General features: G+C 70.9%; 12 protein-coding genes. 7 read left to right on the top strand and 5 right to left on the bottom strand.

What is annotated here, in order from left to right; translation table 11 throughout:
- Window positions 1–36: 36 nt before the first annotated feature.
- Window positions 37–993, top strand: coding sequence for a 2-phospho-L-lactate transferase (gene cofD, locus OG385_RS20450; RefSeq protein WP_266856393.1), 957 nt, complete (start codon window positions 37–39; stop codon window positions 991–993).
- On the top strand, window positions 990–2,300 hold the full coding sequence (locus tag OG385_RS20445) for a coenzyme F420-0:L-glutamate ligase (RefSeq protein ID WP_266856391.1): 1,311 nt from the start codon (window positions 990–992) through the stop codon (window positions 2,298–2,300). Before cofD ends, OG385_RS20445 begins: the two co-directional genes overlap by 4 nt.
- A 59-nt stretch (window positions 2,301–2,359) precedes the next feature.
- Here the strand turns inward: OG385_RS20445 and OG385_RS20440 are convergent, their stop codons facing one another.
- The 3 genes from OG385_RS20440 to OG385_RS20430 all read right to left on the bottom strand — a co-directional run bounded on the left by OG385_RS20440 (window position 2,360) and on the right by OG385_RS20430 (window position 5,943).
- Entirely contained in the window at window positions 2,360–3,265 is a 906-nt protein-coding gene (locus tag OG385_RS20440; RefSeq protein WP_266856389.1) for a DNA-3-methyladenine glycosylase, read from the bottom strand.
- 10 nt (window positions 3,266–3,275) lie between these two features.
- Window positions 3,276–4,358, bottom strand: a complete 1,083-nt coding sequence (locus OG385_RS20435) for an NDP-sugar synthase (protein WP_266856387.1) — start codon at window positions 4,356–4,358, stop codon at window positions 3,276–3,278.
- Window positions 4,359–4,488: 130 nt separating this feature from the next.
- On the bottom strand, window positions 4,489–5,943 hold the full coding sequence (locus OG385_RS20430; protein WP_266856385.1) for an N-acetylmuramoyl-L-alanine amidase: 1,455 nt from the start codon (window positions 5,941–5,943) through the stop codon (window positions 4,489–4,491).
- A gap of 160 nt (window positions 5,944–6,103) precedes the next feature.
- Between OG385_RS20430 and OG385_RS20425 the strand changes: the two genes are divergently transcribed.
- From OG385_RS20425 to OG385_RS20410, 4 genes are all read left to right on the top strand, one after another.
- Window positions 6,104–6,859, top strand: a complete 756-nt coding sequence (locus tag OG385_RS20425; protein ID WP_266856383.1) for a TIGR03089 family protein — start codon at window positions 6,104–6,106, stop codon at window positions 6,857–6,859.
- A gap of 214 nt (window positions 6,860–7,073) precedes the next feature.
- Entirely contained in the window at window positions 7,074–8,312 is a 1,239-nt protein-coding gene (locus tag OG385_RS20420; RefSeq protein ID WP_266856381.1) for an LCP family protein, read from the top strand.
- A 219-nt stretch (window positions 8,313–8,531) separates the two neighbouring features.
- Entirely contained in the window at window positions 8,532–10,307 is a 1,776-nt protein-coding gene (locus OG385_RS20415; protein WP_266856379.1) for an LCP family protein, read from the top strand.
- Between the two features lie 48 nt (window positions 10,308–10,355).
- Window positions 10,356–12,011, top strand: coding sequence for an LCP family protein (locus OG385_RS20410; RefSeq protein ID WP_266856377.1), 1,656 nt, complete (start codon window positions 10,356–10,358; stop codon window positions 12,009–12,011).
- An 83-nt stretch (window positions 12,012–12,094) separates the two neighbouring features.
- On the opposite strand, the gene OG385_RS20405 is transcribed toward OG385_RS20410, so the two are convergent.
- Window positions 12,095–13,117: a glycosyltransferase family 2 protein gene (locus OG385_RS20405; RefSeq protein ID WP_266856375.1), complete on the bottom strand. Its 1,023-nt coding sequence runs from the start codon at window positions 13,115–13,117 to the stop codon at window positions 12,095–12,097.
- Between the two features lie 192 nt (window positions 13,118–13,309).
- Between OG385_RS20405 and OG385_RS20400 the strand changes: the two genes are divergently transcribed.
- Window positions 13,310–14,680: an LCP family protein gene (locus OG385_RS20400; RefSeq protein WP_323183812.1), complete on the top strand. Its 1,371-nt coding sequence runs from the start codon at window positions 13,310–13,312 to the stop codon at window positions 14,678–14,680.
- Between the two features lie 58 nt (window positions 14,681–14,738).
- Here OG385_RS20400 and OG385_RS20395 read toward each other — a convergent pair whose 3' ends face one another.
- Window positions 14,739–15,263, bottom strand: a complete 525-nt coding sequence (locus tag OG385_RS20395) for an acyl-CoA thioesterase (protein WP_266856371.1) — start codon at window positions 15,261–15,263, stop codon at window positions 14,739–14,741.
- Window positions 15,264–15,353: the final 90 nt, after the last annotated feature.

The following is a 15,353-nucleotide window of genomic DNA, read 5'->3' as shown; positions in this document are numbered from 1 at the left end:
CTCAACGGATCAGGCTTCGCCTGACAGACTGTCTGCATGCGCATTGTGGTTCTGGCCGGCGGCATCGGTGGTGCCCGATTCCTGCGTGGCCTCAAGCAGGCCGCGCCTGACGCGGACATCACCGTCATCGGCAACACCGGTGACGACATCCATCTGTTCGGGCTGAAGGTCTGTCCCGACCTCGACACGGTGATGTACACCCTCGGCGGTGGCATCAACGAGGAGCAGGGCTGGGGGCGTACCGACGAGTCCTTCACCGTCAAGGACGAACTCGCCGCGTACGGCGTCGGACCCGAGTGGTTCGGGCTCGGCGACCGTGACTTCGCGACGCACATCGTCCGTACCCAGATGCTCGGCGCGGGCTATCCGCTGAGCGCCGTCACCGAGGCCCTGTGCGAGCGGTGGCAGCCCGGGGTGCGGCTCATCCCGATGTCGGACGACCGGATCGAGACACATGTCGCCGTCGACATCGACGGCGAGCGCAAGGCCATTCACTTCCAGGAGTACTGGGTGCGGCTGCGCGCGTCGGTCGAGGCGGCGGCGGTCGTGCCGGTCGGCGCCGACCGGGCGAAGCCCGCGCCGGGCGTCCTCGACGCCATCGCAGCCGCCGACGTCGTCATCTTCCCGCCGTCCAACCCGGTGGTCTCGGTCGGCACCATCCTCGCCGTGCCCGGCATCCGGGAGGCCATCGCCGACGCGGGTGTGCCGGTCGTCGGGCTCTCGCCCATCGTCGGGGACGCCCCCGTGCGCGGGATGGCCGACAAGGTCCTCGCCGCCGTCGGCGTCGATTCGACGGCGGCAGCGGTGGCCGAGCACTACGGTTCGGGTCTGCTGGACGGCTGGCTGGTCGACACCGTCGACGCCGCGTCCGTGGCCCGGGTCGAGGAGGCGGGGATCCGCTGCCGGGCCGTGCCGCTGATGATGACCGACCTGGACGCGACCGCCGCGATGGCCCATGCGGCGCTCACCCTGGCCGAAGAGGTCAGGGCGTGACGTCCTTCCGCGTCTGGGCCGTGCCCGGACTGCCCGAGGTGTGCCAGGGCGACGACCTCGCCAAGCTGATCGCGACCGCGTCGCCCGACCTGGCGGACGGCGATGTCGTCCTCGTCACCTCCAAGATCGTCTCCAAGGCCGAGGGCCGGATCGTGCAGGCCGAGGACCGCGAGGCGGCGATCGACGCGGAGACGGTACGGGTGGTGGCGCGGCGCGGCACGCTCCGTATCGTCGAGAACCGGCAGGGCCTGGTGATGGCCGCCGCCGGGGTCGACGCCTCCAACACCCCGTCCGGCACCGTGCTGTTGCTCCCCGAGGACTCCGACAGGTCGGCGCGGGCGATCCGCGAGGGCCTGCGGGACGCGCTGGGCGTGGAGGTGGGCGTGGTCGTCACGGACACCTTCGGGCGGCCGTGGCGCAACGGCCTCACCGATGTGGCGATCGGGGCCGCCGGGGTGCGGGTCCTCGACGATCTGCGCGGCGGCACGGACGCGCACGGCAACCCGCTGAGCGCCACGGTCGTCGCCACCGCCGACGAACTGGCCGCCGCGGGCGACCTGGTGAAGGGCAAGGCGGCGGGGCTGCCGGTCGCGGTGGTCCGCGGGCTGCCGCACGTCGTCACGGCGTCCGGTGCCGGTGATGACGCTGCCGGGGGCGCCCGTGCCATGGTGCGTGTCGCCGCCGACGACATGTTCCGGCTCGGTACGTCCGAGGCGGTACGGGAAGCGGTCACCCAGCGGCGTACGGTCCGCGACTTCACCGACGAGCCGGTGGACCCGGGCGCGGTGCGCCGGGCGGTCGCCGCGGCGGTCACCGCGCCGGCCCCGCACCACACGACGCCGTGGCGTTTCGTCCTGCTGGAGTCGGCGGCGGCGCGCACCCGGCTGCTGGACGCGATGCGGGACGCGTGGATCGCGGATCTGCGGCGGGACGGCAAGTCGGACGAGTCCATCGCCAAACGGGTGCGCCGCGGTGAAGTGCTGCGGCGGGCACCGTACTTGGCGGTGCCCTGCATGGTGCTCGACGGCTCGCACACGTACGGGGACGACCGGCGGGACGCGGCCGAGCGCGAGATGTTCTCCGTCGCGACCGGTGCGGGCGTGCAGAACTTCCTGGTGGCGCTCGCGGGCGAGCGGCTGGGGTCCGCCTGGGTCTCGTCGACGATGTTCTGCCGGGACGTGGTGCGGGAGGTGCTGGCGCTGCCCGCGGAGTGGGAGCCGATGGGGGCTGTGGCGGTCGGGCATCCGGCCACGCCTGCGGCTCCGCGCCCGGGGCGCGATGTGGAGGCGTTCATCACGGTGCGGTGAGCCTTGTGGCGGGGTGCGGGGCCGCGGGTGCGGGGTGCGGTGTGGTGCCCCGCGGGCGGTCACAGCCGCGCGATGTCCGTTCGTGGCATCTTCGGTGTGCGTCTCGGCGGTACCCGGCCCGTCAGCAGGATCAGCCGGACCGCACGGTGGCGCTGGCCCGCGTACGGTTCCAGGAGTTCCAGCATCCCGTCGTCGTCCACGCCCCGGCGCCCCGTGAGCGCGTAGCCGACGATGCCCGGCAGATGCAGGTCGCCGACCGTGACCGCGTCCGGTGCTCCGATGGCGCGCTGGAGCGTCTCCGCCGAGGTCCAGGGGCCGATGCCGGGAATCAGTTCCAGGCGGCGGGCCGCGTCGGCCGGTGCCATCGCCGTCGCTTCCTCAAGCCGGCGGGCCACCCGTACCGCGCGCAGGATCGTGGACGCGCGCTTGTTGTCGACGCCCGCGCGGTGCCACTCCCAGGACGGGATGAGCGACCAGCCGCGCGGGTCCGGCATCACGTACATGTGCTCCGGCGCCGGGCCCGGCGCCGGTGTGCCGGACGCGCGGAGCAGCCGGCGCCAGGCGCGGTACGCCTCGTCGGCCGTGACCTTCTGCTCCAGGACCGAGGGGATCAGCGACTCCAGGACCAGACCGGTGCGGCAGAGCCTGAGGTGGGGGCGGCGGCGGTGCGCGTCGGCGACCAGCCGGTGGCGCGGTACGAAGTCCGACGGGTCGTCCAGCTCACCCAGCAGCCCGGGAAGCCCCGCGAGCAGCCAGTCGGCGCCGGGGCCCCAGGCCTCCGCCCCGTCCACGGTGATCCGGAGTGTGCCGGGCCCCTGCGGCGTACGGCTGGCCCGCCACACCGCGCCGTCCGGTGTCGTCCGGTACGTGGGGTCCCAGGGGCCACGGCGGAGCACCCCGAGGACCAGAGCGAGGTCGACGGGGCTGTACTGGCCCGGGGCCCGGGCGATGAAACGTCCTGCCACTCCGTAGAGGCTACTGGTCCGACGAGAAACGCACGGAGCCGTCGGGCAGCACGGCCCCGCACCAGATCCGTATCCCGGCGCGCAGCTCGTTGTCCGCGCCCACCCGTGCGCCGTCGCCGATCACCGCGCCGGTCAGCACCGAGCGGGCCCCGATCCGGGCACCGGCCCCGATCAGCGAGTCGGTGACCACCGCCCCCGGCTCGACGACCGCGTGGTCGAGGACCGTGCTGCCGTCGATCCTGGCGCCCTCGCCGACGACCGCGCCCGCACCGATCACCGTGCCGCCCGTCACCTTGGCGTCGGGCGCCACCGTGGCGCTGTCCAGGATCAGCCCTTCGCCGCAGCGGCCCGGGACGGCCGGGGACGGGGCGTGGCCGAGTACGAGGTCGGCCGAGCCGCGCACGAAGGCCTGCGGGGTGCCCAGGTCGAGCCAGTAGGTGGAGTCGACCATGCCCTGGAGGTGGGCGCCCGAGCCGAGCAGGCCGGGGAAGGTCTCCCGTTCCACCGAGACCGGCCGCCCGGCCGGGATGGTGTCGATGACCGAGCGCGTGAAGACGTACGCGCCCGCGTTGATCTGGTCGGTGACGATCTCCTCGGGCGTCTGCGGCTTCTCCAGGAAGGCCGTCACCCGGCCGGTCACGTCCGTGGGGACGAGCCCGAAGGCGCGCGGGTCCTCCACCCGGGTGAGGTGGAGGGAGACGTCGGCGCCCGAGGTCTCGTGGGTGGTGACGAGGGCCTCGATGTCCAGACCGGTGAGGATGTCCCCGTTGAAGATGAGGACCGGCTCGTCCGGACCCGAGTGCAGGCGTTCCGCGACGTTGCGGATGGCGCCGCCCGTACCCAGCGGCTCCTCCTCGGTGACGTACTCCAGGTGCAGGCCCAGGGCGGACCCGTCGCCGAAGTACGGCTCGAAGACCTCCGCGAGGTACGACGTGGCGAGCACGATGTGATCGACCCCGGCGGCCCGTGCGCGGACCAGCTGGTGGGTGAGGAACGGGACTCCCGCCGCCGGGACCATCGGTTTGGGTGTGTTGACCGTGAGCGGCCGCAGCCGCGTGCCCTTGCCGCCGACCAGGAGAATCGCTTCTGTCACCTTGACGTCTCTGCTTCCTGCTGGGGCGGGCCGTGAACGGCTGGCCAGTGTATGCAGACGGTGAAGTGCGGATGCGGGCAGGCCGTACGGAGTTGCGGTTGCGGGCAAGGCCGTACGGAGCTGCCGGGACTCAGCGGCCCTGGTAGCGGGCGGCTGCGGTGCGGATCTCGCCGAGCTTGTCGTAGAGCTTGGCTCCCGGGCACTCGGTGGCGAATCCGTCGCGGTGTCCGGAGATCACGTTCAGCTCCGCCTCGGTGCCCTTGTCGTAGCGGTTGCCGCCGTCGGACACCAGGGTGGCCTTCCCCTCCGGGTCTGCGCCGGTCAGCCCGAGCTTCCACGCCGTGAAGCGGGAGAGCGCGGTGACGGCGGCGGCGGACGGCTCGGTCGATGTGAAGGTGCCGATGACGGCGACGCCGGTGCTGTCGGCGTTGAACCCGAGGGTGTGGGCGCCCATCACGGGCTTGGTCACCCCGCCCGCGCGGCCCTCGTAGATGGTTCCGCACTTGTCGATGGCGAAGTTGTAGCCGATGTCCCGCCAGCCGAGGCTCTTCACGTGGTAGCGGTACATGCTTCGCAGCAGCGCGGGGGCCTGCTCACAGGTGTAGTTGTTGCCCGTCGCGGTGTGGTGGACGAACGCGACCTTCACGGTGTCCGTGTAGCTGAACCCGGACTCACGGACGCTCTCGTCGGCGCCCCATCCCTGGCGGGTGACGATGCGCGGCCGGGGCGCGACGTAGGGGCCCGCCTTGGCACCGGTGGACTCCAGCTCGGCGACGGTGGCTTCTTTGCTGAGGGCGGGCAGTTCGGTGGGGTCGGGCTGGGTGGCGGTCTTGGAGCCGGCGGTGTGCGGGCGGGCTGCGGTGGGGTCGGCCGCCGTCGGGTCGGCCGCCGTCGGGTCGGCTGCGGTGGGGTCAGCCGCTGTGGGATCGGCCGCCGTCGGGTCGGCCGCGGTGGGATCAGTTGCGGTCGGCTCAGTCGCTGTGGGGCCGGACGCGGTCGGGTCGGCCGCGGTGGGGTCAGCCGGTTGTGGCTTCGGCTTCGGCTTCGGGTCGGGGCCCGGGTCGACCAGGTCCAGCCGCAGTCCCTTCGGCAGCGGCTCGGCCGCGCGGGTGGAACCGGTGGGCGCCTTGGCACGTACGCGGACCTGGACCGCGTCCGAGTTGCCCACCCAGAGCGGGGCGGTGGAGCCGCGCACGGCCGAGGACTCGGCCTCCGCCGTGGCGGGGTCGGGCGCATGGCCGTCGTTCTGGGCCTCGACGGACTGCCAGCCCGTCCAGGCCGTGGAGCCCACGGGACGGGTCCGCACCTGGACGGTGCCGTTCAGGCGAGCGTTCTTGTCGCTCCAGACCACGCCGACCAGCGAGAACGGTTTGACCTTCTGCCTGGACAGACCGGCGGTGGCCGAGGTGTCCGTGGAGCGGTCGGCGGAGACCGGGTTGAGGCGCAGCGACTGGGTGGAGCCGGGGAACGTCGTGGCCGGTGAGTCGGCGCGTGGCGTGACCGCGCCGGCCGGTGCGGCGGTCGGGAGGGCAAGCGCGGCGGCACATGCCACGGCGATCGAGGCGGAGAGCACAGAGGCAGTCATAGGAGCACGCATAGTTACGATTTGGACATACCCACCTGTCCCTGTCCATCCCGCAACTGACGCCGTATCGGCTCACAGGCGGGTCGGACGAGCCGATACGGCGTCACGGATTCCGCGGAGGCAGCCCTCCCCGGCACGCCCCGCGACGTACGCTTCGCGCATGACTGCCAGCGACCACACCCCCGCCGACCTGCTGCGTTCCGCACTTGCCCTGGAACCGGCGCGCCCCCTTGTCACGTTCTACGACGATGCGACCGGCGAGCGCGTCGAACTTTCCGTGGCCACCTTCGCCAATTGGGTGGCCAAGACGGCGAATCTGCTCCAGGGCGAGCTGTCGGCGGAGCCGGGCGACCGGCTCGCTCTGCTGCTCCCGGCGCACTGGCAGAGCGCCGTCTGGCTGCTCGCCTGTTCGTCGGTGGGCGTACTCGCCGACATCGGCGGCGACCCGGCCGGGGCCGACCTGGTGGTCAGCGGCCCCGACACCCTGGAGCAGGCGCGCGCCTGCGGCGGGGAGCGGGTGGCGCTGGCGCTGCGTCCGCTCGGCGGTCGCTTCCCGCAGCCGCCGGCCGGCTTCGCCGACTACGCGGTCGAGGTCCCCAGCCAGGGCGACCGCTTCGTGCCGTACGCCCCGGTCGACCCGGACGCGCCCGCGCTCGCGGTCGGCGGGACCGAGCTGTCCGGTGCGCAGGTGGTGGACCGGGCCATGCACGACGCGGCGGGCGTCGGACTCGCCCCGGGCGCACGGCTGCTGTCGGGGCGGCCGTACGACAGCTGGGACGGCCTCTCGACCGGTCTCTACGCCCCGCTCGCGGCGGGCGCGTCGGTGGTGCTCTGCCGCAACCTCGGGCAACTGTCCGACGGCGACCTCGAAAAGCGCGTCGAGAGCGAGCGGGTCACCCACTCCGTCGCACACTGAAACAAGCGGGTCACGCACTCGGTCGGGCACTGAAGCAGGCACGGCACCCACTCCGTCACGTACTGACCGGCCACCCGTCTGGCCCACCGCAGGACGAGCCCCCAGGATCAGGCGCGGTCTCCGGTACATGATCAGGAGAGAGCACAACCACGCGCGCGGTTCAGTCGCCCGTCCGTTCGATCGGCGGCCCAGCGCGTCGCCGACTCCGTGAAGGATGGACGCAGACGTGACCGACAGTGCTGGCACGCCCGACGACGAGCCGCAGACGGACGCCCAGGACACGGACCCGTCGAGCGCCGCCCCCGAGCCGCCGAACCGGCGCAAGCGGCACTGGGTGCGCTGGGCCGCCCTCGGAGTCGCGTTCCTCGTGCTCGTCGCCGCGGGCGCCGGCTGGTGGTTCTACAACAAGCTCGACCACAACATCAGGACGGACAACACCGCGACCGCCGAGCTTCGCGCGTACGAGAAGGAGCGCCCCGCCCCCGTCGCGAACGGCGCCGAGAACATCCTGCTCATCGGGTCCGACTCGCGCGCGGGCGACAACAAGAAGTACGGCAGGGACGAGGGTTCGCAGCGTTCCGACACCACGATCCTGCTGCACCTGTCCACCGACAAGAAGAACGCGACGGCGGTCTCCCTGCCGCGCGACCTGATGTCGCACGTGCCGAGCTGCATCACGGCGAACAAGACCCGTACGAAGAAGCAGTTCGTGCAGTTCAACTGGGCTTACGAGTTCGGCGGCACCGCCTGCACCGTCCGCACCGTGGAGAACATGACCGGGATCCGGATCGACCACTACATGGTGGTCGACTTCAACGGCTTCAAGGGCATGGTCGACGCGGTCGACGGCGTCGAGGTCTGCCTCAAGAAGCCGGTGGACGACAAGGACGCCCATCTCAAGCTGCCCGCGGGCCGCCAGACGCTCAACGGGGAGCAGGCGCTCGGATACGTACGCGTCCGGCACTCCATCGGCAACGGCAGCGACACCGAACGCATGCAGCGCCAGCAGGAGTTCCTCGGTTCGCTGGTGAAGAAGGTGCAGAGCAACGGCGTCCTGCTGAACCCGACGCGGCTCTACCCGGTGCTGGACGCGGCGACCAAGTCGCTGACCACGGACCCCGGTCTGGACACGCTCAAGGACCTGTACGACCTGACGCGGCGGCTGCGCGGCATCCCCACCGACCGGGTCCAGTTCCTGACAGTGCCGCGTGAGCCGTACACCGCCAACCGCAACCGCGACCAGCTCGTACAGCCGGACGCGAACCGGCTCTTCAAGCGGCTCCGTGACGACGACCCGGTCACCGTGACGAAGGGCAGCACCGGCACCTTCGCGGGGACCCCGGGCGCGGAGAGCACCGGAGGCGCAGCGGGCGCCGGCGGGAAGGGCAAACCGTCTCCTTCTCCGCAGGCCACTTTCCCGGGGACGAATGCGGCTGCCGCGGCCTGCGGGTAAACAATTCTCAAACCCGTATCCGCAGGACATGTGGATTGGGTGGTATGCCCAGTTGTAAGCGCCAAGGAATGTGTCCCGGACGTCGCTGGACATTGATCCGGGCAGATAGTGTGACGCGATCCGGTGCGTCCGGCCATGTGGTCGCGCACTGCAGGACGAAAGACCGAGCGCCCGGGGGGAGGGCGCCTCGCGTGGCACCGACGGAGGACACAGGCAACCGTGGACGCGCATAGCCGTGGTCGGGACGATATCGACCCCGCAGACCAGTGGGTGCTCAACCCGGAAACCGGCAATTACGAACTGCGACTGAACCCCTCCGGACCGCAGTCGGGGGACAGATCGCCGTCCGGTTCCGAGCCCGCGACCGGCCGCACACGGCGCAGGGATTCATTGCCCGAGCAGTCCTCGCGCAGGCGCTCGCAGCAGCAGTCGCCGCCGCAGTCGCCGCGCCGCGACGTGCCCGGCCAGCGCAGCCGCCGGGCCGGGGGCAACGGCCAGGACGCCGGTCCCGGGAGCGGGCCGCAGACGGCGGCCGGCCGCCGGAAGCGCAAGCAGCAGAAGTCGCGCAGGAAAAAGGCGCTGATGTGGACCGGCGGCGTGACGGCCTTCGTCCTCGTCGGCGGCTCCGTCGCCACGTATCTGCTCTACGAGCACTTCAACAACAACATCAACAAGATCGATGTGGTCGGCGGCACCTCGGGCTCCACCAAGGACCGGGCCGTCAACATCCTGCTGATCGGTACGGACAAGCGCACCGGCAAGGGCAACGAGGGCTACGGCGACAAGGGGAGCGTCGGCCACGCCGACACGAACATCCTCTTCCACGTCTCCAAGGACCGGACGAACGCGACCGCGCTCTCCATCCCCCGCGACCTGATCACCGACATCCCGGACTGCCAGGTCAAGCAGTCCGACGGGTCGACCAGGACGATCCCCGGTACGCCGCAGGTCCGCTTCAACACCAGTCTGGGGCAGGACGACCGCGACCCCGGCTGCACCATGAAGACGGTCAAGGCAATAACTGGCCTGACGGTCGATCACTTCATGATGGCCGACTTCAACGCCATCAAGACGCTCAGCACCGCGGTGGGCGGGGTCGACGTCTGTGTGGCGCACCCCGTGGACGACAAGGAGTCGCATCTCAAGCTCCCGGCGGGGACGTCCAAGGTCGAGGGCGAGCAGGCGCTGGCCTTCGTCAGGACCCGGCACAGCTTCGGCAACCAGGGCGACCTGGACCGCATCAAGGTGCAGCAGCAGTTCCTGGGTTCGCTGATACGCAAGATGACATCGGGCGACACGCTGACCAGCCCCTCCAAGCTCTACAGCCTGGCGAACGCGGCGACCAAGGCGCTCACCGTCGACAGCGGCATCGGCAGCATCGACCGCCTCAAGAGCCTCGCGCTTGACCTGAAGTCGGTGAACCCGAAGAACGTCACCTTCACCACGCTGCCGGTCCTCGACAACCCGGCGGAGAAGGTCCACGCCACCGTCGTCGTGAACCACGCCCAGGCGGACCCGCTGTTCTCGATGATGCGCGACGACGTCTCGCTCACCGAGGTCAAGAAGGAGAAGAAGGCGGCCGCGGGCAAGCAGGAGGCGCTCCTCAAGGGTTCGCAGGCCAACGCGTCCGACGTCCGGGTCAAGGTGCTCAACGGCGGGGCCCAGCCGGGATCGGCGCAGACCACGCTGACCTGGTTGCAGAACTCCGAGGGCGTACTGAAGTCGGAGAACGGCGGCAACTACAAGCCCGATCTGGCCAAGACGACCCTCACCTACGCGCCGAACCAGGCAGACCAGGCGCGCAAGCTCGCCGACATCATGGGGCTTCCCGCGTCGGCGCTCAAGCCGGGCACGAAGGACTCCGTGGGGCTCACCCCGATGACGCTCGTCCTCGGGGCGGACTTCAAGGCCGCCGGCACGCCGATCGCGGCGCCGACGAAGGCGCCGGCCGACATACAGAAGGTCGAAGCCGACAAGAGCATATGCGCCAGGTGACGCCAGGTCACCGGGCCATACCTATACCTGAGTAGCAGGGGGGACCTGGTGGGACAGAGCAGCACGCGAGGGGAGGGGACTCGGCCTCGCAGTCCGGGGGCGGGCCAACTCGGCTGGGACGAGAGCCTGTACAAACAGGAGGGCGCCCGGCCGTCCCCCGCCGGTCCGGGGGGCGGCGGCGGGAGTCACCGGCAGCAGACGTCGCGGCGGCGCGCGCGGCGCGGGAAACGCCGAATACTCCGCTGGGTGGCGGGCGCAGCGGCACTGCTGATCATCGGCACTGCGGGCGCGGGATATCTCTACTACCGCCACCTGAACGGAAATCTGCAGAAGAGCGCCCTCAACCTCGGAGACCACCAGGCCCCGAAGCCGACGGCCAACGCGGCGGGCCAGACCCCGCTGAACATCCTGCTGATCGGCTCGGACGCGCGGGACACCAAGGAGAACCAGAAGCTCGGCGGCGCCAAGAGCACCTTCGGCGGCACTCCCCTGGCGGATGTGCAGATGCTGCTGCACGTCTCGGCCGACCGCAGCAACATGTCGGTCGTCAGCCTGCCGCGCGACACCGTGCTGAAGATCCCCAAGTGCACGGATGAGAAGGGCAAGACCTACCCGGCGACGGGCTGGACCCTGGCCAACGAGTCGCTCGGCCGCGGCGGCGCCGGCTGCACCGTCGCCACCTGGGAATCCCTCACCGGCATCCACATCGACCACTTCATGAGGATCGATTTCTCCGGCGTGGTCTCCATGGCCGACGCGATCGGCGGGGTGCCGGTCTGCGTGGACGCCAACGTGTACTCGCACACCCATGACGGCCACGGCTCGGGGCTCAAGCTGAAGAAGGGCACCACGTCGGTCAAGGGGCAGCAGGCCCTCCAGTGGCTGCGGACGCGGTACGGATTCTGGCCCGACACCGACGTCGTACGGACCAAGGCCCAGCACGAGTACATGAATTCCATGGTCCGGCAGCTGCGCAAGGGCACCAAGCTCACCGACCCCGGCAAGCTGATGGACCTCGCCGAGGCGGCCACCCACGCGCTCAAGGTCGACAACGGCCTTTCGGGCAAGTCGTTGTACGACCTCGCCGGGGAGCTCAAGAAGGTCCCGACGGCGCGGATCACCATGACGACCATGCCGAACGTGAACTCCGTGCGGCCCGGGTTCGAGGAGAAGGTCGACCCCAAGGCGGGTGACGCGGACAAGCTGTTCGCGATGATCAGGGACGACACCCCGCTGGACGGCAAGGGCTCGAAGAAGAAGCCCGCCGAGAAGGTCTCCAAGGATCCGGCGGCGCCCAAGGGCGACATCGGCATCACCGTGCGGAACGGCACGGCGGGCGACGGCGGGCTGCCGTCGAAGGGCCGGGCGGGCGAGATCGCAACGCTGCTGACCGGGCAGGGCTTCTCGCGCGCCGTGGCCGATCAGACGCTGGATCCGCAGAAGAACACCGAGGTGCTCTTCCCCAGCGCCGATCTGGAGGGCGACGCCCAGGCGGTGGCGAAGGCCCTGGGCGTTCCGTTGAAGTCCGCCAAGAAGTCCACCCAGGTCACCGGGGTCACGGTGGTCGTCGGAAGCGACTGGCGTACGGGCACGGTCTACCCCAAGTCCACGGCGGACGACGGGAAGACGCCGGAATCCGCCAACGCACTGCGCGGGGACGACAAGTCGGCGTGCATGCATGTCGACCCGGCGTACACCTGGTAGCCCGGGTCCGCAGGCAGGAGCCCACACGGGAAAGGGCCGGTCCTGACCGCCTCACGGCGGCCGGACCGGCCCTTTCGCCATGCTCAGACGGCGGTGCGGACCGCCGGGCGGCGGCTGGCGATGACCTTGCGGGCCAGCGCGCGCGGGCTGGTCAGGAAGCCGAAGCCCCAGCACATGTGCATGGTGGCCAGGGCCACCGGGATCTGCACCCGCGCCTTCGCCGGGAGACCCTTACCGGCGGGCAGCGAGCCCGCCACGATGGCCGCGGCATAGCCGGCCGGCACCAGGAAGGCCCACGGGGTGACGGCCGCGCCGACCACGATGCCCGCCGCGATCGCGCAGACCGCGGTCGGCGGGGCGAGGTAGCGGAGGTTGATCGAGCCCTCGTGGTAGCGGGCGACGACGTGGCGCCAGCGGCCGTAGTCCTTGTACTGCTTGGCGAGCGCCCGGACCGAGGGGCGCGGGCGGTACTGGACGCGCAGCTCGGGCGAGAACCAGATCAGGCCGCCGGCCTCGCGGATCCGGAAGTTCAGCTCCCAGTCCTGGGCGCGGATGAACTCCTCGTTGTACCCGCCCTGCTGCTCCAGCGCCTCGCGCCGGAAGACACCCAGGTAGACGGTCTCGGCGGGGGCCGCCTTGCCGCCGGTGTGGAACGCCGCGTTGCCGACGCCGATCTTGGAGGTCATCGCGGCGGCGACCGCGTCCTCCCAGGCGTTCTCGCCCTCGGCGTGCATGATCCCGCCGACGTTCATCGCGCCGGTCTCCTCCAGCAGGCGGACCGCGGTGGCGATGTAGTTCGGCGAGAGCATTCCGTGGCCGTCGACGCGCACCACGACGGGGTGGCTGGACGCCTTGATGGCGGCGTTGAGCGCGGCGGGTGTACGGCCGGTGGGGTTGGCGACGGTGTGGACCCGGGGGTCCTCCCGTACCAGCTCGGCGGCGATCTCCTCGGTGCGGTCGGACGACGGGCCGATGGCGATCACCACCTCCATCTCGCCGTCGTACTCCTGCTCCAGGATGTGGCGGACCGAGTTGCGCAGATGCCGCTCCTCGTTGAGGACCGGCATGATCACAGAAACGGCGGGCGTGGCGTGCGTGGCGTCCATAGGACGGTCACGTTACCGCGAACGAGGGACACCGGGCGCGTCGGCCGGGTGGCCTACCCGGGATGTTGATCACAGCGGCCTACCGTGGTCGCTTCCCTGCCCGTCCCCCGCGGAGGTGTCCCAGTTTCCGCCGTGCCCCCGCCCCGCCGCCGAAGGCCGCCGCCGCGCCGCCCGCCCCGCCCCCGCTGGGGTATGCGCATCACCACCACGCTGTCCGTCCTGGTGCTGGGCGCCGGGGGGATCGGCCATGCGCTCATCGGCGAGCTGGACGGCATCGGCCGCATCGACCCGTTCAAGGACATGAAGAACCGTCCCGCGCCGGGCCGCGGCATGAACGTGCTCCTCGTCGGCACCGACGGCCGCGACAAGATCACACCGGCGGAGAAGCGGAAGTACCACCTGGGCGGTGCCCCCTGCCACTGCACCGACACGATCATGCTCGTCCACGTCTCGGCCGACCGCTCCCGGGTGAGCGTCGTGAGCCTGCCGCGGGACAGCTACGCGGTGGTGCCCGAGCACACCGACCCCGCCACCAGGAAGCGCTACCCCGCCCATCCGGTCAGGCTCAACGCGGCGTACGCCCAGGGCGGCCCCCAGCTCACCGTGCAGACCGTGGAGCGGATGACCGGCGTCCAGATCAACCACTATCTGGAGGTCGACTTCACGAGCTTCATGAAGACGGTGGATGTGCTGGGCGGCGTCGACATCTGCACCGCCCGCCCGCTGAAGGACTCCTACACGGGGCTCGACCTGCCGGTGGGGACCAGCAAGCTCGACGGCGGCAAGGCGCTCCAGTACGTACGCTCCCGCCACCTCGACGCGGCGTCCGACCTGGGCCGGATGCAGCGCCAGCAGCGCTTCATGGCGTCCCTCATCGCCAAGACGACCAGCAGCGGTGTCCTGCTGAACCCGGTCAAGTTCCGCGATGTCGCGTCCACGGTCTTCGGCTCGGTCCGGGCCGACAAGGGCTTCGGCCCGGACGAGATGCTCTCCATCGGGCAGGCGATGCGGGGCTTCAAGCCGGCGTCGTCGGAGTTCACCTCCGTACCCATCGGGCAGATGAACTACCGGGTCAAGGGCATCGGCTCGACGGTGAAATGGGACCCGGTGAAGGCGGGGAAGCTCTTCCGGGAGATCCGTGAGGACGTGCCGATCGCCGTGCACCGGCCGACGGCGTCGCAGGCGCAGAAGGTCGACGTGCCGCCCAGCCAGATCAGGGTGCAGGTGACCAACGGCACGTCGACCAGCGGCCTGGCCGCCCGCGCCGACAAGAGCCTGCGCTCCACCGGCTTCCTCTCCTCGGTCGCGGCGACGGTACCGGGCCGGCCGGTGGCGTCGGACGTCAAGCGCACGGTCATCGAGTACGACCCGCGCTGGAACCGTTCGGTGCGCTCGCTGGCGGCGGCGCTGCCGCACGCGGAACTGCGGTCGGTGGCGGGGATCGGTTCCACGCTGAAGGTGACGCTCGGGTCGGACTTCACCACGGTGACACCGGTCCGGGCGGACGAGCCGGATCCGGGCAGGTTCGCGGCGGTCACGGGCGACCAGGTGGTCTGCAAGTAGCGGCAAGCGGCCGCCGGCGGCCTCGGGACGCGCGGCCGGTGCAGCCGGTGCCGCTCGCTCAGTCGTCGATGCCGTCGGCGATGCGCTGCTCCCGCAGCTCCTTGATCGCGCGGCGCCGGGCCAGCCGGTGCGTACGGCGGATCTGCGCCTCCTGGTAGCGCCGCTTGTCGCGTTCGCTGCCGGGGATCACCGGCGGTACGGCCCGGGGCTTGCCGTCCGCGTCGACCGCGGCGAAGACGAGGTAGGCGCTGCCGACCTGCTGGGCCGGGGACGACTCGTTCCACCGCTCCGCCAGGACCCGTACGCCGACCTCCATCGACGACCGTCCGGTCCAGTTCACCTGGGCCTTCACATGGATCAGGTCACCGACGCGGACCGGCTCCAGGAAGACCATCTCGTCCATCGACGCGGTGACCGCGGGCCCGCCGGAGTGCCGGCCGGCCACGGCGCCCGCCGCGTCGTCCACCAGTTTCATGATCACGCCACCGTGCACGGTACCGAGGAGATTGGTGTCGTTGCCCGTCATGATGTGACTCAGGGTGGTTCGTGAGGCCGAGGTGGGCTTGCCCGGAAGATCTGTCATACGTGCCAGCTTAGGCGGGGCCCGCGCCGCAGCACTTTGCATCAGATCTGCAACAGCACTGCCCCGATTCCACACCCGCCCTGTAATACA

Origin of the sequence: Streptomyces sp. NBC_01306, from assembly GCF_026340465.1 — a bacterium.
Taxonomy (GTDB): domain Bacteria; phylum Actinomycetota; class Actinomycetes; order Streptomycetales; family Streptomycetaceae; genus Streptomyces.
This window is presented reverse-complemented; position numbering and strand designations above follow the sequence as displayed.

Bases quoted from the DNA above. Each gene is read 5' to 3' on its own strand.
- cofD (WP_266856393.1), top strand. From the start codon at position 37: ATGCGCATTGTGGTTCTGGCCGGCGGCATCGGTGGTGCCCGATTCCTG.
- OG385_RS20430 (WP_266856385.1), bottom strand. From the start codon at position 5,943: ATGACTGCCTCTGTGCTCTCCGCCTCGATCGCCGTGGCATGTGCCGCC.
- OG385_RS20425 (WP_266856383.1), top strand. From the start codon at position 6,104: ATGACTGCCAGCGACCACACCCCCGCCGACCTGCTGCGTTCCGCACTT.
- OG385_RS20420 (WP_266856381.1), top strand. From the start codon at position 7,074: ATGGACGCAGACGTGACCGACAGTGCTGGCACGCCCGACGACGAGCCG.
- OG385_RS20405 (WP_266856375.1), bottom strand. From the start codon at position 13,117: ATGGACGCCACGCACGCCACGCCCGCCGTTTCTGTGATCATGCCGGTC.
- OG385_RS20400 (WP_323183812.1), top strand. From the start codon at position 13,310: ATGCGCATCACCACCACGCTGTCCGTCCTGGTGCTGGGCGCCGGGGGG.
- OG385_RS20395 (WP_266856371.1), bottom strand. From the start codon at position 15,263: ATGACAGATCTTCCGGGCAAGCCCACCTCGGCCTCACGAACCACCCTG.